At 63.9% G+C, this 22,693-nt stretch carries 20 protein-coding genes and 1 pseudogene; 9 read left to right on the top strand and 12 right to left on the bottom strand.

The window, feature by feature from the left end; translation table 11 throughout:
- Positions 1 to 165 precede the first annotated feature (165 nt).
- Both ABIB80_RS32330 and ABIB80_RS32325 read left to right on the top strand, forming a co-directional pair.
- Complete coding sequence (locus tag ABIB80_RS32330) at positions 166 to 528, top strand: hypothetical protein (RefSeq protein ID WP_007596686.1); 363 nt, start codon at positions 166 to 168, stop codon at positions 526 to 528.
- Positions 529 to 928: 400 nt separating this feature from the next.
- On the top strand, positions 929 to 1,606 hold the full coding sequence (locus tag ABIB80_RS32325; RefSeq protein ID WP_007596685.1) for an AAA family ATPase: 678 nt from the start codon (positions 929 to 931) through the stop codon (positions 1,604 to 1,606).
- Between the two features lie 77 nt (positions 1,607 to 1,683).
- On the opposite strand, the gene ABIB80_RS32320 is transcribed toward ABIB80_RS32325, so the two are convergent.
- The 5 genes from ABIB80_RS32320 to trxB form a co-directional block, all read right to left on the bottom strand.
- Entirely contained in the window at positions 1,684 to 1,863 is a 180-nt protein-coding gene (locus ABIB80_RS32320; protein WP_007596684.1) for a hypothetical protein, read from the bottom strand.
- A 98-nt stretch (positions 1,864 to 1,961) separates the two neighbouring features.
- On the bottom strand, positions 1,962 to 2,108 hold the full coding sequence (locus tag ABIB80_RS32315) for a hypothetical protein (RefSeq protein WP_007596683.1): 147 nt from the start codon (positions 2,106 to 2,108) through the stop codon (positions 1,962 to 1,964).
- A gap of 179 nt (positions 2,109 to 2,287) precedes the next feature.
- Complete coding sequence (locus tag ABIB80_RS32310; RefSeq protein WP_007596682.1) at positions 2,288 to 3,196, bottom strand: 4-hydroxy-tetrahydrodipicolinate synthase family protein; 909 nt, start codon at positions 3,194 to 3,196, stop codon at positions 2,288 to 2,290.
- A 463-nt stretch (positions 3,197 to 3,659) separates the two neighbouring features.
- The gene (locus tag ABIB80_RS32305; RefSeq protein ID WP_007614700.1) at positions 3,660 to 4,583 is read right to left on the bottom strand and encodes a LysR family transcriptional regulator; all 924 of its coding nucleotides are present in this window, start codon (positions 4,581 to 4,583) and stop codon (positions 3,660 to 3,662) included.
- A 5-nt stretch (positions 4,584 to 4,588) separates the two neighbouring features.
- A complete protein-coding gene (trxB, locus tag ABIB80_RS32300) occupies positions 4,589 to 5,554 on the bottom strand; it encodes a thioredoxin-disulfide reductase (protein ID WP_007596678.1) in 966 nt (321 codons plus the stop codon).
- A gap of 265 nt (positions 5,555 to 5,819) precedes the next feature.
- Here trxB and ABIB80_RS32295 point away from each other — a divergent pair, with 265 nt between their 5' ends.
- Positions 5,820 to 6,299, top strand: coding sequence for an Lrp/AsnC family transcriptional regulator (locus ABIB80_RS32295; protein WP_007596676.1), 480 nt, complete (start codon positions 5,820 to 5,822; stop codon positions 6,297 to 6,299).
- Between the two features lie 89 nt (positions 6,300 to 6,388).
- Here the strand turns inward: ABIB80_RS32295 and greA are convergent, their stop codons facing one another.
- From greA to ABIB80_RS32280, 3 genes are all read right to left on the bottom strand, one after another.
- Positions 6,389 to 6,862 carry a transcription elongation factor GreA gene (gene greA, locus ABIB80_RS32290; protein WP_007596674.1) on the bottom strand — a complete coding sequence of 158 codons (474 nt, stop codon included), beginning with the start codon at positions 6,860 to 6,862 and terminating at the stop codon, positions 6,389 to 6,391.
- A gap of 213 nt (positions 6,863 to 7,075) precedes the next feature.
- Positions 7,076 to 10,540, bottom strand: coding sequence for a carbamoyl-phosphate synthase large subunit (gene carB, locus ABIB80_RS32285; protein WP_007596671.1), 3,465 nt, complete (start codon positions 10,538 to 10,540; stop codon positions 7,076 to 7,078).
- 145 nt (positions 10,541 to 10,685) lie between these two features.
- Complete coding sequence (locus tag ABIB80_RS32280; RefSeq protein WP_007596670.1) at positions 10,686 to 11,855, bottom strand: MFS transporter; 1,170 nt, start codon at positions 11,853 to 11,855, stop codon at positions 10,686 to 10,688.
- 112 nt (positions 11,856 to 11,967) lie between these two features.
- On the opposite strand from ABIB80_RS32280, the gene ABIB80_RS32275 reads away from it, so the two are divergent.
- On the top strand, positions 11,968 to 12,339 hold the full coding sequence (locus ABIB80_RS32275; protein WP_007596669.1) for an ArsR/SmtB family transcription factor: 372 nt from the start codon (positions 11,968 to 11,970) through the stop codon (positions 12,337 to 12,339).
- 287 nt (positions 12,340 to 12,626) lie between these two features.
- On the opposite strand, the gene ABIB80_RS32270 is transcribed toward ABIB80_RS32275, so the two are convergent.
- Positions 12,627 to 13,328, bottom strand: coding sequence for a class I SAM-dependent methyltransferase (locus ABIB80_RS32270; RefSeq protein ID WP_007596668.1), 702 nt, complete (start codon positions 13,326 to 13,328; stop codon positions 12,627 to 12,629).
- Positions 13,329 to 13,441: 113 nt separating this feature from the next.
- On the opposite strand from ABIB80_RS32270, the gene ABIB80_RS32265 reads away from it, so the two are divergent.
- Positions 13,442 to 13,966 (top strand): Dps family protein, encoded by a 525-nt coding sequence (locus ABIB80_RS32265; RefSeq protein ID WP_007596666.1) that lies wholly within the window; start codon positions 13,442 to 13,444, stop codon positions 13,964 to 13,966.
- 112 nt (positions 13,967 to 14,078) lie between these two features.
- Here the strand turns inward: ABIB80_RS32265 and ABIB80_RS32260 are convergent, their stop codons facing one another.
- Entirely contained in the window at positions 14,079 to 14,600 is a 522-nt protein-coding gene (locus ABIB80_RS32260) for a hypothetical protein (protein WP_007596665.1), read from the bottom strand.
- A gap of 165 nt (positions 14,601 to 14,765) precedes the next feature.
- A complete protein-coding gene (gene carA / locus ABIB80_RS32255) occupies positions 14,766 to 15,956 on the bottom strand; it encodes a glutamine-hydrolyzing carbamoyl-phosphate synthase small subunit (protein ID WP_007596664.1) in 1,191 nt (396 codons plus the stop codon).
- A gap of 131 nt (positions 15,957 to 16,087) precedes the next feature.
- On the opposite strand from carA, the pseudogene ABIB80_RS32250 reads away from it, so the two are divergent.
- The 4 genes and pseudogenes from ABIB80_RS32250 to ABIB80_RS32235 all read left to right on the top strand — a co-directional run.
- A pseudogene (locus ABIB80_RS32250) lies at positions 16,088 to 16,831 on the top strand (alpha/beta fold hydrolase); the annotation flags it as partial.
- Positions 16,832 to 16,864: 33 nt separating this feature from the next.
- Positions 16,865 to 17,320, top strand: coding sequence for a GatB/YqeY domain-containing protein (locus tag ABIB80_RS32245; protein ID WP_007596662.1), 456 nt, complete (start codon positions 16,865 to 16,867; stop codon positions 17,318 to 17,320).
- 150 nt (positions 17,321 to 17,470) lie between these two features.
- Complete coding sequence (locus ABIB80_RS32240) at positions 17,471 to 18,607, top strand: epoxide hydrolase family protein (protein ID WP_007596661.1); 1,137 nt, start codon at positions 17,471 to 17,473, stop codon at positions 18,605 to 18,607.
- A gap of 115 nt (positions 18,608 to 18,722) precedes the next feature.
- Complete coding sequence (locus ABIB80_RS32235) at positions 18,723 to 20,333, top strand: acyl-CoA synthetase (RefSeq protein ID WP_007596658.1); 1,611 nt, start codon at positions 18,723 to 18,725, stop codon at positions 20,331 to 20,333.
- Positions 20,334 to 20,347: 14 nt separating this feature from the next.
- On the opposite strand, the gene ABIB80_RS32230 is transcribed toward ABIB80_RS32235, so the two are convergent.
- Positions 20,348 to 22,576, bottom strand: coding sequence for an ATP-binding protein (locus ABIB80_RS32230; protein ID WP_354128970.1), 2,229 nt, complete (start codon positions 22,574 to 22,576; stop codon positions 20,348 to 20,350).
- Between the last annotated feature and the right edge of the window lie 117 nt (positions 22,577 to 22,693).

Below are 22,693 nucleotides of genomic sequence, written 5' to 3'. Positions count from 1 at the left end.
TCGCCACATGGACTTGGCTACTGTGCATGGGGTTGTTTTCGCGTTTTTTGTTTTAGGGGCCCTGTTGCCGAGACCGCACACGTCGCGGCTTTCGCATCTCGCCTCGGTTGCCAACGAACGCCCGTTCACCCACTATCGCCTCCGACTCGACATTTGGGGGGATCGATGCCGGCGTTCCGCTTTAAGAAATCTTTCGCTGCTGCGATCACGGGGATCGCCCTGGCCGTCCTGATCCACCCGGGTGAAGGCTTTGCCTACTCCCAGGAGGAGCAGCAGGCCTGCACCCCTGATGCGATGCGGCTGTGCGGCGAGTTCGTTCCGAACGTCGACGCCATCACCGCCTGCATGATCCAGAAGAAGTCGCAGCTCTCGCCGCAGTGCCGGGTGTTCTTCCGGCCGGGGCCGGAGCCGGGCATGGCGGCCGCGCCCCGCGCCGGCAAGCCGACCAGCATTGCGCCCAAGAGCTCGGCCCGGACGGCGAAGAAGAGCACCAAGCCGGCCAAGAAGAAGAAATCCAGCGAAGGCTGAACGCGGACACCGCGTTCCCTCTTTGAAACTCGATCATGCCCGGGCCAAAGCGCGCAGTGCGTTTGAAGTCCCGGGCATTTGCGTGTCCGGCTCCTCGTTCGCTGTCGCCTTGAGTCAAACTGACCCAGGCATCAGCCCCACACCAGCCACCGGACTCGTTTTGTTCGCCTCCGATTGCGGACGCTTGCGACAAGGCGGGATGGAAACGGTTAGCGAAGCGGTTTGCGCGGCGAAGTTGCATTCCCCTTCGTCCCGCAGCGCCGCGCACGCAGCAGTGTGACTCAAAAGCCAACGCGCTTTGTTATTTCATGGCGCCAGCATAACTTATGATAAATTTTTCTTTCCCGAATCACCGCGGTGATTCATTTTCGCCGCCTGGGGTCAATCTGGAGGCAGAGGTATGAACGTTATTGTTTTTGCATCGCGTAAAGGTGGCTCAGGCAAGAGTACGCTGGCCGCGCATCTCGCCGCGCAGATCAAGGCGACCAAGCCGATCCTGCTCGTCGATGCGGATCCGCAAGGCTCGCTCACGCTGTGGCACAAGCTGCGTGGCACCAACGAACCGCCGATCAAGTCCGCGGTGAACTCGGTCAGCGGCATCGTCTCCGCGGCCAAGCGCGACGGTTATGAATGGGTGTTGATCGACACGCCGCCGAACCTCTCGGCCGTCGTCGACGACGCCATCCGCAATGCCACCATGGTGGTGATCCCCGCCCGTCCCGGCGTGTTCGACGTCAACGCGGTGCAGGAAACCATCCAGATGTGCCGCGCGGCGCGCAAGCCCTACGCGGTCGTGCTCAACGGTGCGCCGGCGCGCCGCGACGAGTCCGAAAGCCCGATCGTCACCATTGCCCGCGAGGCACTGGCGAAGTTCCGTGCTCCGGTGTGGGGCGGCCAGATCACCAACCGTTCGGATCTGCTGATGGCGCTGAGCCACGGCGAGGGCGCGCGGGAATATCAGGCCGAGAGTCGTGCGGCTCAGGAAATCGCAAGGCTGTGGGCGGCGATCGAACGTTCGGTAAAGGCTATTCGCGGCACGGCGTCGGCGTCCGGCGCAATGCACAAGCAGGCGGCGTAATTTTTCATAAATCATTCCCCGGACGAAAAACGCGCGGACATCCGCGCGTTTTGCGTTTCTGGAGATCGCTGTGGAGGCTATGCCACCATCAGCATGTAGAACACGATCACCGGCGACAAAGTGAGGATCACTGACCAGATGCCGGCGGCCCAGAGAATGTCCTCGGTGGTGAAGCCCTGCTGTCCAGCGTCGTAATGCGACGCCATTTCGTTATGACTATTCACAAACGCCCCCGCGATTTCTTCGCTTATGGGCATGAACGCTACACGGGATGATTTAAAAATCCGGGTCGCAGTTTCGCGCGCTTTCGAACACAGGTGCTACCACGGGTTAACCATCCCGACCCGCGCTTGCATCACGCCAGCCAGACTCGAAACACCAGCACCGGCATCAGGCCGAGCATCACCGCCCAGAAGCCAAACGACGACACCACCAGAATTCCCCGCAAGAAATCAGCCGACGCGAACATGTCTGCCGCCGTCGGGCGGATGCGCTGCCCCATGATCGTTCCCCCATTTGAAAAGACTTTGAATGAAGACGATAGGCGCGTTTGCGTAAACGAGCCGTGGATGCGCCATGCGGCAGCAGCGAAGGCCGTTGGCGCGCGGTTAACCAAGCACTCCGCTCTCTCACTCCCTCTCCCCGTTCTTACGGGGAGAGGGTGGGGTGAGGGGCTATCAGCTACGCCGCGACTTGCGTCCGCCGTTCGATCTCGCGGTCGAGCTGGACGGCGAGTTCGCTGCCGATCTCGATCATCGGCAGGCGCACTTCGGGGCTGTCGATCAGGCCCGTGCGCCACAGCCAGTATTTTGCCGGTGCGGGACTGGGCTCGGTGAACAACAGCCGCGTCAGGTCCGCGACCTCCTGCCAGCGCGCCAGCGCCGCATCGTGATTGCCGCGCTTCAGCTCGGCATGGACAGCCGCAAATGTCGCGGTCTCGAGATGGGCTGACAGCACGATGCCGCCGTCGGCGCCGTCGCTGAGCGCGTCGAAATAATTCGCATCCTCGCCGGTCAGCACGCGAAAGTCCGCAGGACGGTCGCGCAGCAACGCGATGGATTGCTCGCGGCTTGCGCCGCAATCCTTCAGGCCGATGATGTTCGGATGCCCGGCAAGCCGCAGCAGCGTCTGGTTGGTGATGTTGACCGAGGTGCGATAGGGAATGTTGTAGAGCGCGAGCGGCCAGGCGGCGTGATCGGCGAGCGCCTCGAAATGCGCCAGCAACCCGCGCTGCGACGGCCGCACATAATACGGGCTTGCGATCAGATAACCGTCGATCGGCCAGTCCGCGGTCGCGTCGAGACGCTCCTTCAGCCGCGAGGTGTCTGCGCCTGACAGTCCGAGGCAGATCGGAATCTTGCTGTGGCCGGTGGTCAGCTCGTCGCGCACGATGGCGACGAGGCGTTCGAGCTCGGCGTCGCGCAGCGTCATGCCTTCACCGGAGGTCGCCCCCAGGATGAAGCCGTCGACAGCCTGTCCGCTGTAATGCCGTGTCAGCCGGCGCAGCGACCTCTCGTCGAGGGCGCCGTCGCGAAATGGCGTCACCAGCGGCAGCCAGAGCCCGTGCAAATGTTCCTGTAGTCCGGTCATGTTCCATCTCCTTCTCGGGAAAAATCCTGAGACGAGGGCACATGAAAAAACCCCGTCCAGGCGGCGGGGTTTTCGAAGTTTCGGCTCGCGATGACGAAGGCTGTTAGCGCGTGCAAAAATCCGAGGTCCCCAGATGGGGGCCTTTTTTCGAGGCGATTGCCTGCGACGAGCTTACGCACGACTTCGTGATCATTTGCAAATCATGCGGGGTAAGCATGGAACTGTCAATACACGTGGAGGGCGAAGGCCGAATCCGCCAAAAAAAAGCCGGGCTCGATCGAGCCCGGCTTAAGGTATTGGCCACGTGAGGCCGACACAATCACCTTCCAAGAGGGATTACTGAACTCCCGCGCCACTGGAGGAGGGGGACAAATGCGCAACGCGAAGGCTCAGCGTGAAAAGATTATGGGCTAGCTTCGCGCCATGCATCAAGCGTCCAAGCCGCATGTCAGACATGCGGAAATCAGGACGGCCAACGCTGCGCCTTGCTCACCACGAAGTCGCGGAACACTTGCACGCGCGCGACCGTCTTCAGCTCTTCCGGATAAACAAAATACGTATCGAGCTGGATCGAATCCGATTCGCCGAACAGCTGCACGAGGCGGCTCTGTTCTTCGATCAGATAGTCGGGCAGCGCGGCAATGCCGAGGCCCTGCTGACAGGCGCGGACGAGGCCGAGAATGTTGTTGACCCTGAAATAGGCCTCGCGCGGACCCGAGCCGTTGCGCCCCGCTTCGACCAGCCAGTTGCGGTTCTGAAGATGCGGCGCGAAGTTGCCGTCGGAGAGCGTGATGATGCGGTGGGAGTCGAGCTCCTCCAGCGTGCGCGGCGTGCCGAAGCGCTTGATGTAATCGGGCGAGCAATAGGCGTGGAAGCCCATCGCGAACAGCTTGCGCTGGATGAGATCCGGCTGCGTCGGCTTGCGGGTGCGGATCGCGACATCGGCCTCGCGCATCGACAGGTCGAGCTCCTCGTCTGTGACGATCAGCGAAATCCGGATTTCCGGATAGAGCGCGGTGAATTCGCCGAGCCTGGGGATCAGCCAGTTGATGCCGACGCCGGGCGTGGTGGTGATCTTGAGATCGCCGCTCGGCCGCTCGCGGCTGTCGGTCAGTTTGGCGCGCGCCGCCTGCAGCTGCATGAACACGTCATGGGCGGTGCGGAACAGGAGGTCGCCCTGTTCGGTGAGGATCAGGCCGCGGGCGTGGCGGTGGAACAGCGAGACCGAAAGCTCCTGCTCCAGTGCCGAGACCTGGCGTGACACCGCCGATTGCGACAGGCCGAGCTGCTCGCCCGCGTGCGTGAAGCTGCCCGCTTCCGCCGCGGCGTGAAACACCTTCAGCTTGTCCCAGTCCATATCCGTAAATCCGTCGCGTGTTCTTGCCATGATGTCTATTCCGCTGCCGCGCGCTCGCTGGCGCGCAGGGCCAAAAATCGTTCCGCCTCGAGCGCTGCCATGCAGCCGAGGCCGGCCGCCGTGACCGCTTGACGATAGGTCTCGTCGGCGACGTCGCCGGCGGCGAACAGGCCGGGGACCGAGGTGGCGGTCGAGTTCGGGGCGACCTCGACATAGCCCGACGGTTTCAGCTTGATCTGGCCGGCCACGAGCTCGGTCGCCGGGGCATGCCCGATGGCGACGAAGACGCCGTCGGTCGGCACATCGGTCAAGGCGCCGGTCTTGACGTTCTTCAGTCGAACATGGGTGACCTTGTTCGGGTTCTCGGTGCCGCAGATCTCGTCGACGGCTGAGTCCCAGACCACTTTGATCTTCGGGTGCTTGAACAGACGCTCCTGCAGGATGCGTTCGGCGCGGAAGTGATCGCGACGATGCACGATGGTGACCTGCGAGGCATGGTTGGTGAGGTACAGGGCTTCCTCGACCGCGGTATTGCCGCCGCCGACCACCACGACTTCCTTGTTGCGATAGAAAAAGCCGTCACAGGTGGCACAGGCCGACACGCCGCCGCCCTGGAATTTCGCTTCGGACGGCAGCCCGAGCCAGCGCGCCTGGGCGCCGGTGGCGAGGATCACGGTGTCGGCGAGATAGACGTCGCCGCTATCGCAGGTCAGGCGAAAGGGGCGCTGCGAGGTGTCGAGCTTGGTCACCAGATCGGTCTTGATCTGGGTGCCCACATGCAGCGCCTGCTTCTCCATCTGCTCCATCAGCCAGGGGCCCTGGATCACGTCGGCGAAACCGGGATAGTTCTCGACGTCGGTGGTGATGGTCAGCTGGCCGCCCGCCTGGATGCCCTGGATCAGGATCGGCTCGAGCATCGCGCGTGCGGCGTAGATCGCCGCCGTGTAGCCGGCGGGGCCGGAGCCGATGATGACGACCTTTGCATGGACAGCGGCGGACATTTCGACAGATGCCTTTCACGGGGGACTGCAGCGCGGGCGCGGAACGTGCCGGGAGGCCTCGCGGAGGCGCTGAAATATCAGAGGTAATCTAAGCCTTCTGGTGAGCTATGCAAGAATTGCATTCCCTGTCGGCGGATTTTTCCAACAGGGAACAAAAGTCGATTGCGCTGCACGCGCAATAAAATTGCGCCGAGTGCGCGGTCTGGGCTATGAGGATTGCGACAGACCCACCAATACCGCCGCAAAGGCCAGGAGTTCCAATCACGTGTCGCGGAACCTAGACGAGATCGACCTGAAAATTCTCACCGAGATTCAGGCCGACGGTCGAATCACGAATGTCGAGCTGGCCAAGCGGGTCGGCATTTCGCCCCCGCCCTGCCTGCGCCGAGTCCGGGCGCTGGAGGAGGAGGGGTATATCCACGGCTACCGCGGGCTTCTGGACGCACGCAAGCTCGGCTTCGACGTCACGGTATTTGCCGCAGTGCACCTCTCCAGCCAGGCCGAGGCGGATTTACGCGCCTTCGAGGAGTTCGTCCGCGCCGAGCCGCTGGTGCGCGAGTGCTGGATGTTGTCCGGCGAGGTCGATTTCATCCTGAAATGCGTCGCGCCCGACATGGCCACCTTCCAGGATTTCGTCACCCATTTGACTGCCGCTCCACACGTCCGCAACGTGCGAACCTCGCTGGTGCTGCACAATTCGAAATACGAGGCGGCCGTGCCGCTGGACGTGAGGGGACGAAGGTAGCGCCTCCTCCGTCACTGCCAGCAACACGCAGCAACAAAAAAGGCCGCGCAGTGCGCGGCCTTTTTCAAATCACACGCAACGGCAAATCGCTACCGCCACTCCACCTTGGTGATCTCATAAGCCTTGGCGCCGCCGGGTGCATTGACCTCGACGGTTGAGCCCTTCTTCTTGCCGATCAGCGCGCGCGCGAGCGGCGAGGTGATAGAGATGCGGCCCTTCTTGGCGTCGGCCTCGACCTCGCCGACGATCTGCCACACCGTCTTCTTCTCGGTGTCCTCGTCGACCAGTGTCACGGTGGCGCCGAACTTGATGGTGTCACCGGACAGCTTCGAGATGTCGATGATGTCGGCGCGCGCGAGCTTGTCCTCGAGCTCGGCGATGCGGCCTTCATTGTGGGACTGCTCTTCCTTCGCGGCGTGGTATTCCGCGTTCTCCGACAAGTCTCCGTGCGAGCGCGCCTCGGCGATATGCTCGATGATCCGCGGACGGTCCTCCGACTGGCGCTTCTTCAGTTCTTCCCCGAGCGCGGCAAAGCCGCCCGCTGTCATCGGTACCTTTTCCATCTCTTCTCTCGTCCTTCGGTCGCGCGCGCCCTGACATGTCAGCGCGCACGCAACTTGATTCGTCAGTTCTGTCCGGGGGCTCAACGCGCGTGCCGCCGAACGTTCATATGGGCTTGGCGCCGGAACAGAACAACCTTATGGCCGGACAGTTCCTCCGGCCATAGTGGCTTCATCGCCAATCACTTAGCGGAAGGTTGGGCCTCCCGCTCGCGATCAGGTTTCCGAAAAGTAGCTCTGCAGGGTCCGAACCTCAAGGTCCCCGCCCAGATAGGCGCGGATGCCCTGCGCGGCCGCCACGGCCCCGGAAAGAGTGGTGTAATACGGCACTTTATGCAAGAGGGCCGCGCGCCGCAGAGAACGGCTGTCGGCGAGCGCCTGCGGCCCTTCGGTGGTGTTGAAGACGAGCTGGACGTCGCCATTGGTGATGGCGTCGACGATGTGCGGCCGGCCCTCCAGCACCTTGTTCACCTTCTCGGTCGGGATGCCCTGGTCGGTCAGGAAGCGGGCCGTGCCCGACGTCGCCAGCACCTTGAAGCCGAGCGAATGCAGCTCGCGGACGGCCTCGGTGATGCGCGTCTTGTCGCTTTCGCGGACCGAGACGAACACCGTCCCCTTGCGCGGCACCCGTGTGCCGCCGCCGAGCTGGCTCTTGGCGAACGCCACCGCGAAGGAGCGGTCGATGCCCATGACCTCGCCGGTCGAGCGCATCTCGGGGCCGAGCACGGTATCGACGCCGGGGAAGCGGGCAAACGGAAATACCGATTCCTTCACGCCGACATGATCGAAGTTCGCCTTCTTCAGCTTGAAATCGGCAAGCTTCTCGCCGGCCATGACGCGCGCCGCGATCTTCGCGACCGGCGTGCCGACCACCTTGGCGACAAAGGGCACCGTGCGCGAGGCGCGCGGATTGACTTCGAGCACGTAGATCTCGCCGTCTTTGATGGCGTATTGCACGTTCATCAGGCCGACGACGTCGAGGCCGAGCGCCAGCTCGCGGGTCTGCCGCTCCAGCTCCTCGATCATCTTGTCGTCCAGCGAGTGCGGCGGCAGCGAGCAGGCGCTGTCGCCGGAATGGATGCCGGCTTCCTCGATGTGCTCCATGATGCCGACGATGAAAGTGTCCTTGCCGTCGCAGAGGCAGTCGACGTCGATCTCGGTCGCATCGGACAGATAGCGGTCGAACAGCAGCGGGTTCTTGCCGAGAACGGTGTTGATCTGGCCGGTCTTGTCGTTCGGGTAGCGCGCCTTGACGTCTCCCGGCACCAGCTCCGGCAGCGTGCCGAGCAGGTAATCGCTGAGCTGGTTCTCCTCGCGGATGATTTGCATCGCGCGGCCGCCGAGCACGTAGGACGGGCGCACCACCAGCGGCAGGCCGAGATCGGTTGCGACCAGGCGCGCTTGCTCGACCGAATAGGCGATGCCGTTCTTGGGCTGCTTCAGCCGCAGCTTGTCGAGCACCCGCTTGAATCGGTCGCGGTCTTCCGCAAGATCGATGGCGTCGGGCGAGGTGCCGAGGATCGGCACTTCGGCGGCTTCCAGCGCGCGCGCGAGCTTGAGCGGGGTCTGGCCGCCGAACTGCACGATCACGCCGTGCAGCGTACCGTTCGTGCGTTCCTTCGCGATGATCTCCAGCACGTCCTCGGCGGTGAGCGGCTCGAAATAGAGCCGGTCGGCCGTGTCGTAGTCGGTGGACACCGTCTCCGGGTTGCAGTTGACCATGATGGATTCGTAGCCGGCGTCGTGCAGCGCGAAACAGGCGTGACAGCAGCAATAGTCGAATTCGATGCCCTGGCCGATGCGGTTCGGTCCGCCGCCGAGGATGATGACCTTCTTCTTGTCGGACGGCGAGCTCTCGTCCGCAGGCGTGCCCGCGAACGGCGCCTCATAGGTCGAGTACATGTAGGCGGTGGGCGAGGCGAACTCGGCCGCGCAGGTGTCGATGCGCTTGTAGACCGGGCGAACGCCGAGCGCGTGGCGCTTCGCCGTGACCTCGGCCTCCGTCGTCTCCGCGATCACCGCGAGCCGGGCATCGGAGAAGCCCATGGCCTTGAGCGTGCGCATGCCGAAGGCGTTGCCCGGCAGGCCGTTCTTGCGGACCTTCGCTTCCATGTCGACGATGCCGCGCATCTCGCTGAGGAACCACGGATCGATCTTGCAGGAATTGAAGATCTCCTCGTCCGACCAGCCGAGCCGCATCGCCTGGGCGACCTGGAGTAGCCGGTTCGGCGTCGGCGTGCCTAGCGCAGCGCGGATCGCATTCTTGTCGTCGTCGCGACCGAGACCTTCGATCTCGATCTCGTCGAGGCCGGTGAGTCCGGTCTCGAGCCCGCGCAAGGCCTTCTGAAGGCTTTCCTGGAAGGTGCGGCCGATCGCCATGACTTCGCCGACCGACTTCATCGACGTGGTCAGCGTGGTGGAGGCACCGGGGAATTTCTCGAAGGCGAAACGCGGCACCTTGGTGACGACGTAGTCGATCGTCGGCTCGAACGAGGCCGGCGTGGCGCCGCCGGTGATGTCGTTGGCGATTTCGTCGAGCGTGTAGCCGACCGCAAGCTTGGCGGCGACCTTTGCGATCGGAAAGCCGGTGGCTTTCGAAGCCAGGGCGGAGGAACGCGACACGCGCGGATTCATCTCGATGACGACCATGCGGCCGTCTTCCGGGTTGACGCCGAACTGCACGTTGGAGCCGCCGGTCTCGACCCCGATCTCGCGCAGCACCGCAAGCGAGGCGTCGCGCATGATCTGGTATTCCTTGTCGGTCAGCGTCAGCGCCGGCGCCACCGTGATGGAATCGCCGGTGTGCACGCCCATCGGATCGAGATTCTCGATCGAGCAGACGATGATGCAATTGTCTTTCTTGTCGCGCACCACCTCCATCTCGTACTCTTTCCAGCCGAGCACGGATTCTTCGATCAGCACTTCGTTGGTAGGAGACGCATCCAGGCCGCGCTCGATGATGTCGAGGAACTCTTCCTTGTTATAGGCAATGCCGCCGCCGGTGCCGCCCATGGTGAAGGAGGGGCGGATGATCGCGGGCAGGCCGATCTCGGACAACGCCATCAGCGCCTGGCCGAGCGCATATTCCTGGTAGCGCTTGCGGCGGTCGCTCTCGCCGAGCGTCCACTGCCGCTCGAGCTCTGCGAGCGCCGCGCCCGAGGCCTTCGCGCGATCGGCCTGGTACTTGTCGCGGAAGGACTTCTTCAGGGCGGAGGCGTTGGCGAGCCGCGACTTCGGTGTCTCGAGCCCGATCTTGGTCATGGCCTCGCGGAACAGCTGACGGTCTTCGGCCTTGTCGATCGCGTCCGCGGTGGCGCCGATCATCTCGACGTCATACTTTTCGAGCGTGCCTTGCTGGCGCAGCGACAGCGCGCAGTTCAGCGCGGTTTGTCCGCCCATGGTCGGCAGCAGCGCGAAGCCGCCGGGAATGACGTGACGTTCCTTCTCGATGATTTTTGCGACGATCTCGGGCGTGATCGGCTCGATATAGGTCGCATCGGCCAATTCCGGGTCGGTCATGATGGTGGCCGGATTGGAATTGACGAGGACGATGCGATAGCCCTCTTCCTTCAGCGTCTTCACCGCCTGGGTGCCCGAATAGTCGAACTCGCAGGCCTGGCCGATCACGATGGGACCGGCGCCGATGATCAGGATGGTGGTGATGTCTGTACGTTTGGGCATCAACTCTCGCCGAAGTGGAATTTGGGCACAAAAAAAGGGCGCGCCTGCTGCGCGTCCCTTTGGCCGAGAGCGCGGTGGTCCCCCCTCGCGCGCGGGGTGGGTCTTAGACCAGTTTTCGGGGCGGCGAAACCCCGAAAAACGCCCATCAACCGGCAATTTTGACCGGTTTTGGCCGGGCCTGCCAGCCCCGGGCGAGATGGACCAGAAGAGCCGCCGAAACGCTCAATCCGCCGACCCAGCCGAGATCGGCCGGGCTCCACGCCGCAAGCACGGCGCCGCCCAAGGCACCGCCGATCGCAAAGCCGAGATACATGGCCGAGGCGTTGAGCGAGAGCGCGATCATCGAGGCCTGCGGCTCGATCCGGATGATGCTGGCGACCTGGGCCGGGTAGAACGCCCATCCCGAGATGCCCCAGAGGAAGATCGCGCCCAGCACCGCATAATGGGCCTGTCCCGGCATCAGCTTCAGGACCAGCGAATGCAGGATCAGCGCGCTGGCCATGCCGGCAAGCCCGAGACCTGCTGTGGCGAGCGTGCCGAGCCGGTCGGCCAGGACGCCGCCGAGCATGTTCCCGATCGCGGCGGCGCCGCCGAACACCAGCAGCGCGAGGCTGATCTGCGACGCATCAAATCCAAGACCGCGCAGCGGGACCGCGAAATAGGTGAACACTGTGAAGCCGCCGAGCGCCCATAAGATCGTGATCAGAAGCGCCGTCAGGACATTGCGGTGACGCGCCACCGCCAGCCGATCGCTGAGCGAGGCCGTGTTGCGGGGCAGGCCGCGGGGCAGGCCGAGCAGGAGGCCGGCGAGCGCAACGGCACCGATCAGGGCGACCATGGCAAAGGTCGCGCGCCAGCCGAGCATGCTGCCGACGAGATTGCCGAGGGGAACGCCGATGACGGTCGCAACCGTGAGGCCCGAGGTGACGAGTGCCACCGCGCGGCCGCGTCGCTCCGGCGCGGCGACGGCCACGGATACGGCCAGCGCGGTCGGCATGCACAGCCCGGAGCCCAGCGCCATCAGCATGCGCGAGGCCAGCAGCAGGGCGTAATTCGACGCCACCATCGCCGCGAGGTTTCCGGCGATGAAGGTCGATAGCGCCAGGGCCAGCACGGTGCGGCGGTCGATATTGTTCAGCGTCACCGCCAGGATCGGGGAGCCGACCGCATAGGTGAGAGCATAGGCCGTGACCAACTGGCCGGCGGCGGGGACTGAAATCGCCAGGTCGGTGGCGATCGACGGCAAAAGCCCTGCAATGACAAAGCCTTCCGTGCCGATCGCAAAGGCCGCCAAGGCCAACCAGAATACGCTCATCCGAGAAATCCCGATGTTCAACGTTTATTGAACTATCGATGGGACGGGGTCAGGAGTCAATTGGTTCAAGAACTATTGAACATCGAGGCGATTTCACTATGATCCTCAGACCATGAGCCGCACGCCTCCCCACCCCACCCGCGAGCAGATCGAACTGCCGATGGTTCTGGATTGCCTGAGCGACCCGATCAGGTTGACGATTGTGTATCAGCTCGCGCAGCAGGAACGTGTCAGCGGCGAGCTGTGCTGCGGCGATTTCAACGGGCTCGCGGGCAAATCAAACCTCGCCTATCACTTCGCCAAGCTGCGCGAATGCGGCCTGATGCAGACCCGCGTCGCCGGCACCAACCGCTTCGTGCGGCTGCGCCGCGAGGATCTGGACGCACGTTTTCCGGGCCTGCTCGATGCCGTCATCGCCTCCGCGGCAAAGGATGCCGACCGGCTGCGACTCTTGCCTGAATGTGAAGTGGTCGAGGCGGAGTGAGGATTGGTCGGCCAGTCCGTCTACGCATGCGCTTCGCTCCAGCTACGCCGGACACGCTTCGCCCTTCGCCCTTCGGGCTTCGCGTGGCGGCGCCACGCGTAGCCCCCGCAGGGGCGAAGCGTGGAGACCCGGCCTGGATTTGAACCAGGATAAAGAGCGATGCATCGCCCTCGCGTAGACACTTCCGCCACCGGGCCGCGGCGATCATTGCCGATCAGGGTGCGACAAGCCACCTCAGGCAGACGTTATGCTTAACGAACCCAGGAAACTCACCGAACCCAAGAAACTTACCGAACCAACGGCGGCCGCGCGACGAACGTCATGCGCCAGCGATTGTGGCCGATATTGCGGTGAGCGCGCTGGACCGCGAAGCCGGCTATCTTGAGCTTGGCGGTGATCTCCTCCTCACTGTAGCGCTGCAGCCCGATGCGCGTGCGCAGATGACGGTAATCCGACAGTGCGGTGCTGATCAGCCCGATCAGCGCATCTTTCAAAAAGCCGTGACGCAGGCCGAAGCTGAGCAGCGCCGTGACGTCCCTGAACATGCCGACATTGGGCTGGAGGATGTCGCCGAGCACGAGCTTGCCGGAGGGCTTTAGGATACGCCGGAAATTGAGGAGCGCGGTGTCGAGCTCGTCCGGCGTCATGTATTGCGCGACCGAGTTCATCACGACGAGATCGATCGACTGCTCCTGCATGTTGTGGACGTCGTCGAGCGAGCGGACGCGGATTTTCGTGTTCGGGGCAAAGCGCGCGATCAACCGGCCGCGCACGCCGGGCGCGGGCTCGGCGAGGATCAGCTTTCCACAGGCCGCAGCGACCTCGCTCGCCGACAGCGCCTCGCCGCAGGCATAGTCGAGCACGGTCGCCTCGGGCGAAGAGATGTAGCCGATAATGTCCCGCGCGATAATCTGGAAGTGCAAGTCGCGATGCAGCTTGCTGACATAGATCGTGTGCGTCGAGTCGTAATAGTCGATCCAATCGTCCATGGTCGTCGAGGGTCCCGGCCAAACGGTTCCGATGCAGGAACCGGCGCTGCCCGCCTGCGTTAGGGGTGCGGCGGCGCGCCGTCAATGTCCGCGTCCTAACAGGAAGGTTTCCCGTGAGCAAAGCCCCACAAAAGGTCTCGCCCGACCTCGACACACCCACCGATCTGTCGTCCCAGGCGGTCAACAAGGTTTCGGAGGCGCTCAACGTGCTTCTGGCCGATGCGTTCGCGCTGTATCTGAAGACCAAGAATTTCCACTGGCATATCAGCGGCCGGCATTTCCGCGACTATCATTTGCTGCTCGACGAACAGTCCGACCAGATTTTCGCCACCACCGACCAACTCGCCGAGCGCGTCCGCAAGATCGGCGGTACCACGCTGAAATCGATCGGGCAGATCGCCAAGCTCCAGACCATCAAGGACAACAACGAAGATTATGTCCCGCCGCGCGAGATGCTGCGCGAGCTGATGCAGGACAACAAGCATGTCGCCGCGGCAATGCGCAAGGCACACGAGGTCTGCGACGACGCCGGTGACGTCGCCAGCGCCAGCATCCTCGAAAACTTCATCGACGAGACCGAGCGCCGCACCTGGTTCCTGTTCGAAGCCACGAGACAGGAAGGTGCGAACGAGGCGTAGGATAGGTCGTAGGGTGGATTAGCCGCAGGCGTAATCCACCGCCTCTGCCTCCGCGGAAACAGAAGAGGTGGGTTACGCTTCGCTAACCCACCCTACTGCAACGTCTTTGTAGCTACCGCCACAACCGCATCAGCGCGCCATTCTTGCCCGTCACCGGATCGGCCGGCGGCAGCGCGACCTTTGGAATCGTCTTCAGCGCCTTGGCGTGGTTCTCCGGCGTTGCGCGGGTGACCTCCATCTTCGCGCCCGGCGGATAGGCGCCGATCACACAGAAATCCGCGCTCGCCTTAATGCGTTGGTGACCTGTGCCGGCGGGCAGGATCGCGACGTCGCCGGCCTTGATCTCCAGCTCCTGGCCGTGGTCGCCGCCGAAGCGAACGCGGGCGCTGCCACGCGCAACGCCGAGCACCTCGTGCACCGTCGCATGATAATGCAGATAATCGAAGACGCCATTGCGCCACGTGCTGCCCCAGCCGTTCGCTTCGAACAAGCGTTCGATTGTCTCTTCCGGCTGTCTGGAATCAAGCTTCACTGCGGCCTGGTAGACCAGGAAGGGGAGGATATTGTTCGGCACGAGCCCGTCATCCTCAAACACGATGGCGAGCGGCTCGGCATTGTCGCGGACGACGGACATAAGGGCTCCTGCGTGAGCGTAGCAGGGATCAACGACAGGAATTGAGCGGCGTTCCTCGTTCCGCTGTCATTCCGGGTTCGCGCTGCGCTGCGCCCCGGAACGACAAAAGCCCGGGAGAAGACCCGGGCTCGATGTCGTCATAGCAGTTGCAGGAGAGCGCGCGCCTTACGCGCTCTTGTTCTGCCGCATCAGGTCCGCAAACCGCTGGAACAGATAGTGCGAGTCGCGCGGACCCGGTGAGGCCTCGGGGTGGTACTGCACCGAGAACACCGGCTTGCCGTCGAGCTGGATGCCGCAATTGGAGCCGTCGAACAGCGAGATGTGGGTCTGCGTCGCGCCCGTCGGCAGGGTGCTCTCGTCCACGGCAAAGCCGTGGTTCATCGAAGTGATCTCGACCTTGCCGGTGGTCTCGTCCTTGACGGGATGATTGGCGCCGTGATGGCCCTGGTGCATCTTCTTCGTCTTGGCGCCGACGGCGAGGCCGAGCATCTGATGGCCGAGACAAATTCCGAATGTCGGCGTGCCGGACTTGATCACGTCCTGGATCACGGGCACGGCATATTTGCCGGTCGCGGCCGGATCGCCGGGACCGTTCGACAGGAACACGCCATCCGGCTTCATCGCCAGGATATCCTCGGATGACGTCGTTGCCGGCACCACCGTGACCTTGCAGCCGACGCCGGCGAGCAGGCGCAGAATGTTGCGCTTGATGCCGTAGTCGATGGCGACGACGTTGAACTCAGGCTTGTCCTGACGGCCAAAGCCCTTCTCCCAGAGCCAGGGCGTCTCGTCCCAGGTGAAGCGCTGGCCGGAGGTGACCATCGGCACGAGGTCCATGCCCTCGAGGCCCGGCCATTCGCGCGCTTCTTCCTTCAGGCCGTGCAGGTCGAACTCGCCGTCTTTGGCGTGCGCGATCACGGCGTTGGGCATGCCCTTGTTGCGGATCAGTGCGGTCAGCGCGCGGGTGTCGATGCCGGAGAGGCCGATGATGCCGCGGGCCTTCAGCCACTGGTCGAGATGCTTGGTGGCGCGGTAGTTCGAGGGATCGGTGATCGCGGTGCGCAGGATCACGCCGCGCGCGCCGGGCGTCGCGGCCATGTTCACCGTCTCGATGTCGTCGTCGTTGGTACCGACATTGCCGATATGCGGGAAGGTGAAGGTGATGAGCTGACCGGCATAGGAGGGATCGGTGAGGATCTCCTCATAGCCGGTCATCGCGGTGTTGAAGCAGACCTCACCGACGGCTTGGCCTTCGGCGCCGAGGCCAAAGCCTTCGAGCACCGTGCCGTCGGCAAGCACCAACAGCGCGGTCGGTTTGTGGTCCGGCCAGGCGGTATCGTTTTCGGATTGTGTCATAAGCCCGGTTCATAGTCCCCGCGGGCGCTGCCGTCAAAGCGGAGAAGCGTGGATTCACATGCGTTTTTGCATATTTGACAGGTCGCCTTGGGCCCCTAAGCTCCGCGGCATAATTTCCGGCAAATTCCGGGGCTTGGGAGGCAATAATGGACCAGACGACGCCGATTCTGCTGGTTCCGGGATTAGCTTCCTCGGCCCGGATCTATGCGCCGGTGATCCCGGCGCTCTGGCGGTTCGGCCCGGTGATGGTCGCCAACCATGTTCGCGACGACAGCATGGCGGCAATCGCCCGACGGGTGCTGAGCGAGGCGCCGCCGCGCTTCGCGCTCGCCGGCCATTCCATGGGCGGCTACATCGCCCTCGAGATCATGCGCCAGGCGCCCGAGCGGGTGACGAAGCTGGCGCTGATCAACACCCAGGCGCGGCCCGACACGCCGGAGGCGACCGCGCGCCGCCGCGGCCTGATGGAGCGGGCCCGGCGCGGTGAGCTGCGTGCCGCGCGCGAGGAGATGTTTCCCGAACTGGTCCATCCCTCTCGCCGCGACGATTCCGGTATTCGCCAGCTCGTGCACGAGCAGGGCGAGGACGTCGGCGTCGAAGGCTATCTGCGACAGCAGACCGCGATCATCGCGCGAGTGGATTCACGGCCGACGCTTGCGACGATCAAATGCCCGACATTGGTGCTGACGGGAGATGCGGACAACACGATTCCCAACGCATTCTCGAAGGAGATGGCGGAGGGCATTGCCGGCGCAAGGCTCGTCGTTCTGGAGAATTGCGGACACCTGCCGCAACCGGAGCAGCCTGCGGCGACGGTGCGCGCGCTGGTCGAATGGCTGGAAACCCCCGTTGTCTCAGGGCCGCGAACGGCCTAGATCAGGCGTCGGATATTCTAGGGGAGCACGATCATGCTGCGCGACGACATCAACAATGCGGTCAAGGAGGCCATGAAGGCCAAGGAAGAGCGCAAGCTGTCCACGCTACGTATGGTCAACTCGACCATCAAGAACGCCGACATCGAGGCGCGCGGCAGCGGCAAGCCGCCGCTCTCGGACGCGGACCTGCTCGGCGTGTTTCAGAAGATGATCAAGCAGCGCCAGGAGTCGGTCGAGCTCTACGAGAAGGGCGGCCGTGCCGAACTCGCCGCGCAGGAGCGCGACGAGATCGCGGTGATCTCGGCGTATCTGCCGAAGCAGATGTCGGACGACGACGTGAAGAAGGCGATCTCTGACGCGGTCGCCGAGACCGGCGCCGCCGGCATGAAGGACATGGGCAAGGTGATTGCCGTGTTGAAGACGAAGTATGCCGGCCAGATGGATTTCGGCAAGGCGTCCGGTTTGGTGAAGGCTGCTCTGACGGGCTAGGCCGTCATTCCGGGGCGACGCATAGCGCCGAGCTATGATGCGCAATTGCGCATCTGAGAATCCATCGCGCCGCCGACTCTGTTGATCGATGGATTCCGGGCTCGTGCTCCGCACGCCCCGGAATGACAAGAAAAAATGGGGAGGCAACCGATGACCGCCATCAAGCCGTTTCGCATCGCCATCAGCGACGATATCCTCACCGACCTCAAGTCGCGCCTCGCTCGCACGCGCTGGCCGGAGGCGGAGCTGGTCGACGACTGGAGCCAGGGTGCGCCGCTGACATGGATCCAGGAGATCTGCACCTATTGGGCCGACGGCTACGACTGGCGCGCGCGTGAGGCCCAGCTCAACCGCTTCGAGCAGTTCACCACCGAGATCGACGGGCTCGACATCCACTTCCTGCATGCGCCCTCGAAGGAGCCGACGGCGCTGCCGCTGATCATCACTCATGGTTGGCCCGGCTCGATCGTCGAATTCCAGAAGGTAATCGCGCCGCTGGTCGATCCTGTCGCGCATGGCGGCAACCCCGCCGATGCCTTCCACGTCGTCTGTCCGTCGCTGCCGGGCTTTGGGTTCTCGGGCAAGCCGAACACCACCGGCTGGGGCGTCAATCGTATCGCCGCGACCTGGGCCAGGCTGATGGACCGGCTCGGCTACGCGCGTTATGGCGCGCAGGGCGGCGACTGGGGCTCGGCGGTGACGACCTCGCTTGGCATGCAGGACGCCGAGCATTGCGCCGCCATCCACATCACGCTCGCCTTCAACGCCGCGCCGAAAGTCGAGGGCGAACCGACACCGGAAGAGAAGCGCGCGCTCGCCGGCCTCAAGCATTACGTCGACCTCGACTCCGGCTATTCGAAGCAGCAATCGACGCGGCCGCAGACACTCGGCTATGGTCTGACGGATTCGCCGAGCGGGCAGGCGGCCTGGATTCTGGAAAAATTCTGGGCCTGGACCGATTGCAACGGTCATCCCGAAAACATCTTCACCAAGGACGAGCTGCTCGACAACGTCATGCTCTACTGGGCGACGGAGACGGCGACCTCGTCTGCGCGGCTCTATTGGGAAAGCTTCGGCAAGCGCCGGACCACGCCGATCGTCAAGGTGCCGACGGGCGTGGCTGTCTTCCCCAAGGAGATCATCACGCCGGTGCGGCGCTGGATGGAGCCGAACTTCCACAACATCACGCATTGGAGCGAGATGGAGAAGGGCGGGCATTTCGCCGCGTTCGAGCAGCCGGAGCTGTATGTCGGCGAGGTCAGGAAATTCTTCCGGACGGTGCGGTAGCCACAGCCGTCATGCCCGGGCTTGTCCCGGGCATCCACGCCCTTAAACTGGGGCCAAACAAGAACGTGGATGGCCGGAACAAGTCCGGCCATGACGACGCGGCCGGGAAACGACCATGCTCACCGAAGCCAGCACCTACGACGAACTCTACAGCAATTTCCGCTGGGAGATCCCGGCGCGCTTCAACCTGGCGGAGGCCTGCTGCGATCGCCACGCCGACGGCACCGGCCGGCTGGCGTTGGTCTATGTCGACGAGAACGGCGCCGTCACGCGCACATCCTTCGACGAGGTCGCGGAGATGTCGCGCCGCTTCGCCAATGTGCTGAAGGCGGATGGTCTTGCCCGCGGCGACCGCGTCGCGGTGTTCCTGTCGCAGTCGCTGGAGCTGCCGATCGCGCACATGGCCGCGTTCCGTTCGGCGATGATCTCCATTCCGCTGTTCGCGCTGTTCGGCGAAGACGCGCTGGAATTCCGTCTGTCGAACTCGCAGGCCAAGGCGATCGTCACCGACGCGGGAGGCTGGGAGAAGCTTTCGAAGATACGCGACCGTCTGCCGGAGCTGAAGAATGTCTACATCGTTGGCGAACGAACGCCGGCGGGCACGACATCGTTCTGGAATTCGGTCAAGGCGGCATCGCCCGACTTCACGCTGGTGGACACGTCTGCGGACGATCCCGCGTTGATCATCTACACCTCGGGCACGACCGGCAATCCGAAGGGCGCGCTGCACGCGCACCGCGTCGTGCTCGGACATCTCCCCAATGTCGAGATGTGCCACAACTTCCTGCCTCGTCCCGGCGATCTGATGTGGACGCCGGCAGACTGGGCCTGGATCGGCGGCCTCATCAACGGCCTGTTCGCGTTTTGGTATCACGGCATTCCCCTGGTCGGCCACCGCGCACGAAAGTTCGAGCCACAAGCGGCGATGCAGATGATGGCCGATCTCGGAGTGCGCAATGTCTTCCTGCCGCCGACCGCGCTGAAGCTGATGCGGCAGGCCGGCGTGACGCATTCCGGCGTCAAGCTGCGCAGCATCTTTACCGGCGGTGAGTCCCTTGGCGGCGAGCTGCTCGGCTGGGTGCGCGAGACTTTCGGCGTCGACGCGCATGAGGTGTTCGGCCAGACCGAATGCAATCTCGTGATCGGCAGCAACGCGAATCTGTTTCCGATCCGCCCCGGTTCGATGGGCAAGGCGACGCCGGGTTTCGACGTCCGCATCGTCAACGACAGAGGCGAGGAGCAGCCACGTGGCCAGCGCGGCATCATCGGCGTGCGCCAACCCTGTCCTTGCGCGATGCTCGAATACTGGCGCAATCCGGAGGCGACGGCGAAGAAATATGCCGGCGAGTTCCTGCTCACCGGCGATCTCGGCGTGCAGGACCAGGACGGTTACTTCTGGTACGTCAGCCGCGAGGACGACGTCATCACCACCGCCGGCTATCGCGTCGGCCCGTCCGAGATCGAGCACACGCTGATGAAGCACCCGGCGGTGGCGATGGCGGCCGTGGTCGGCATCCCCGATCCGATCCGCACTGAATCGATCAAGGCCTGGATCGTGCTGCGCCCGGGCTTTGCCGCTGGCGACGCACTCGCGCGCGAGATCCAGGAATTCGTCAAGGTGCAACTCGCCGCCCACGAATATCCACGGTTCGTGGAATTCGCGGAGACATTGCCGATGACTGCCACCGGAAAGGTGCTGCGCCGCGAGCTGCGAGCGCTCGGGTAGAGCACACCGTCATCTCACCGCGACGGCGCCGACAGCGCGGACCGCAGCATCGCGGCGAGGTCTCGCCGCCGGAACGGCTTGGTCAGCACGCGGGCATCGCCAATCCCGTCGGGGGCCTTGACCGGATTTTGGCTGTAGCCGGAGGTGAAGAGCACCTTGAGCCCGGGCCGCAGCTGGATTGCTTGCCTGGCAAGCTCCGGCCCGAACATGCCGCCGGGCATCACGACGTCGGTGAACAGCAGGTCGATGTCCCCGGACTGGTGCAACAGGTCGAGCGCAGCCGGGCCGCTCGCGGCTGTGATGACGCGATAGCCGAGCGTCTTCAGCTCGCTTTCGACATAGGTCCGAACCATGTCGTTGTCCTCGACGACGAGAATGGTCTCGCTTCCTTCGCGCGCGACGATCCCTTCGGCGGGTGAGGCGTCCTCGTTTGGCGGCGTGGCCAGGCGGGGAAAGAACAGCCTGACTGCGCTGCCTTGCCTCGGCGCAGACTGCATCTGCACCAATCCGCCGGACTGCCGCACAAACCCGTAGACCATGCTCAGGCCAAGCCCGGTCCCCTTGCCGACCTCCTTCGTGGTGAAGAACGGCTCGAACGCCCGGCTCGCCACCTCGGCGGTCATGCCGCTGCCGGTGTCGGTCACGGCCACCATGACATAGTCGCCTGGTCGCGGTTCGCCATTGATGTCCAAGTCGGATTCGCCGAGCGAGACGTTGCGCGCCTCGATGGTCAGCCTGCCGCCCAACTGCATGACATCGCGCGCGTTGAGCACGAGATTGAGCAGCGCAGTCGTTAGCTGGCCGGGATCGACGCTGATCAACCACAGGTCCGGTGCGAGCGCGAAGGTGCATTCGATGTGCTCGCCCAAGGGGCGGCGCAACAAGTGCTCCATCTCTTGAATCTTCTCACCGATGTCAATGTCTCGCGGCCTCAGGGGCTGCTTGCGCGCGAAGGCGAGCAGGCTGCGCGTCAGGTCGGAGCCGCGTTCGGCGGCTGTCGCGATGTCGCCGGCGATCCGGTGCAATTCCTTGTTTCCCGTCAGCCTGTCGGCAAGGTGCTCCGAATTGCCGAGAATGACGGTGAGGAGGTTGTTGAAGTCATGCGCCACGCCGCCGGTGAGCTGGCCCATGGCCTCCATCTTCTGGGATTGGCTGAGCCTCTGGTTGAGGTCCGCGATGGCCGCGCGTTGCTGCTCAAGCGACTCGGCGGTGCCATTGAGCAGGGTCATCAATCCGCCCAGCTCGCCGCGCGGATGGGGAGGAGGAATTCGCGCGCTGAGATCGCCGAGCCCGAGTCTCTTCGCCACGTTGGCGAGCCGCCCGACCTGGCGCCCGACGCTCACGGTCGCGAGGATCCATACACCGGCGAGCAGCAGCAGCAAGGCCACCGCGAGGATCGCCATGTCCTCGTAGAGCCGGCGATTCGCCGCCGCGACCAATCCGTCCTTGGAGCGTCCGACCAGGATGTAGAGGCCGGCATCACGGATCGAAGGTGAGTGGGCGACGGCCCAGACTTGCGTGCGGCCGTCGCGATCGGTCACTTCCTGAAATGCTTTTTGATCGGGAGCCGCCGCGAAGCGGAGCAGATCGGATCCCGCAATCGACGCGCCCACGGGCGCGGTCCAGCCGTCTCCCGAGGGGGCGACAAGAACGGTGCCCTTGCCGTCGATGAGCAGGATATCCTTCTCGGCGAGCAGCCGCTTGTGGTGATACTCGGCGAATTTGCGCAGGTTGAACGAGGCGAGCAGCACCAGCTTCAGCGCACCCGCCTCCGATCGCACCGGATATGCGATCTGGAGCACCGATGTTCCGGTCAGCCGGCCGAATACCGGCTCAACCACGACGCTGCGCGAGACCAGGGCCTGCTTGAAATAGGCGCGATCCCTCAGATCGAGGGTGCGGTTGGTCCGCAGCGAGTCGCAGAACAGGCTGCCGTCCGGGTCGATCGTCAGGATTCCCGTGAACTGAGGGTATTCCTCGCGCACGTCCGACAGAAACGCCGAGCATGCCGCCTTGTCGCGCGTGTCGATGTCGCGCGCTCGGGCCAGACCGTAGTGAAGCTGCGCGGTTCCTTGAATCTTCTCACTCAGATCGCTGGCAATGTCGTCGGCCGACGCCGCCAGATTGGCCAGGGCGGCGTTGATCTCACTGCTCCGGTTCTGCACGAAACGCAGCCCGACGAGGCTCGCCGGCACCAGCATGGCCGCGATGACGAGTATCAGTAGCCGGGTACGCAAGCTCATCGGTCGGACGGTCCACTCTGGTCATCGCAGGTGCTCGTTCAAGGACCCAATTTGCGGCACCATCCTCCGCTCAGTCCATAGGCAACGGGCCGAAAAAGTCCTCGGCGGGAAAGATTC

Origin of the sequence: Bradyrhizobium sp. i1.15.2, from assembly GCF_040548425.1 — a bacterium.
GTDB lineage: Bacteria > Pseudomonadota > Alphaproteobacteria > Rhizobiales > Xanthobacteraceae > Bradyrhizobium > Bradyrhizobium canariense.
This window is presented reverse-complemented; position numbering and strand designations above follow the sequence as displayed.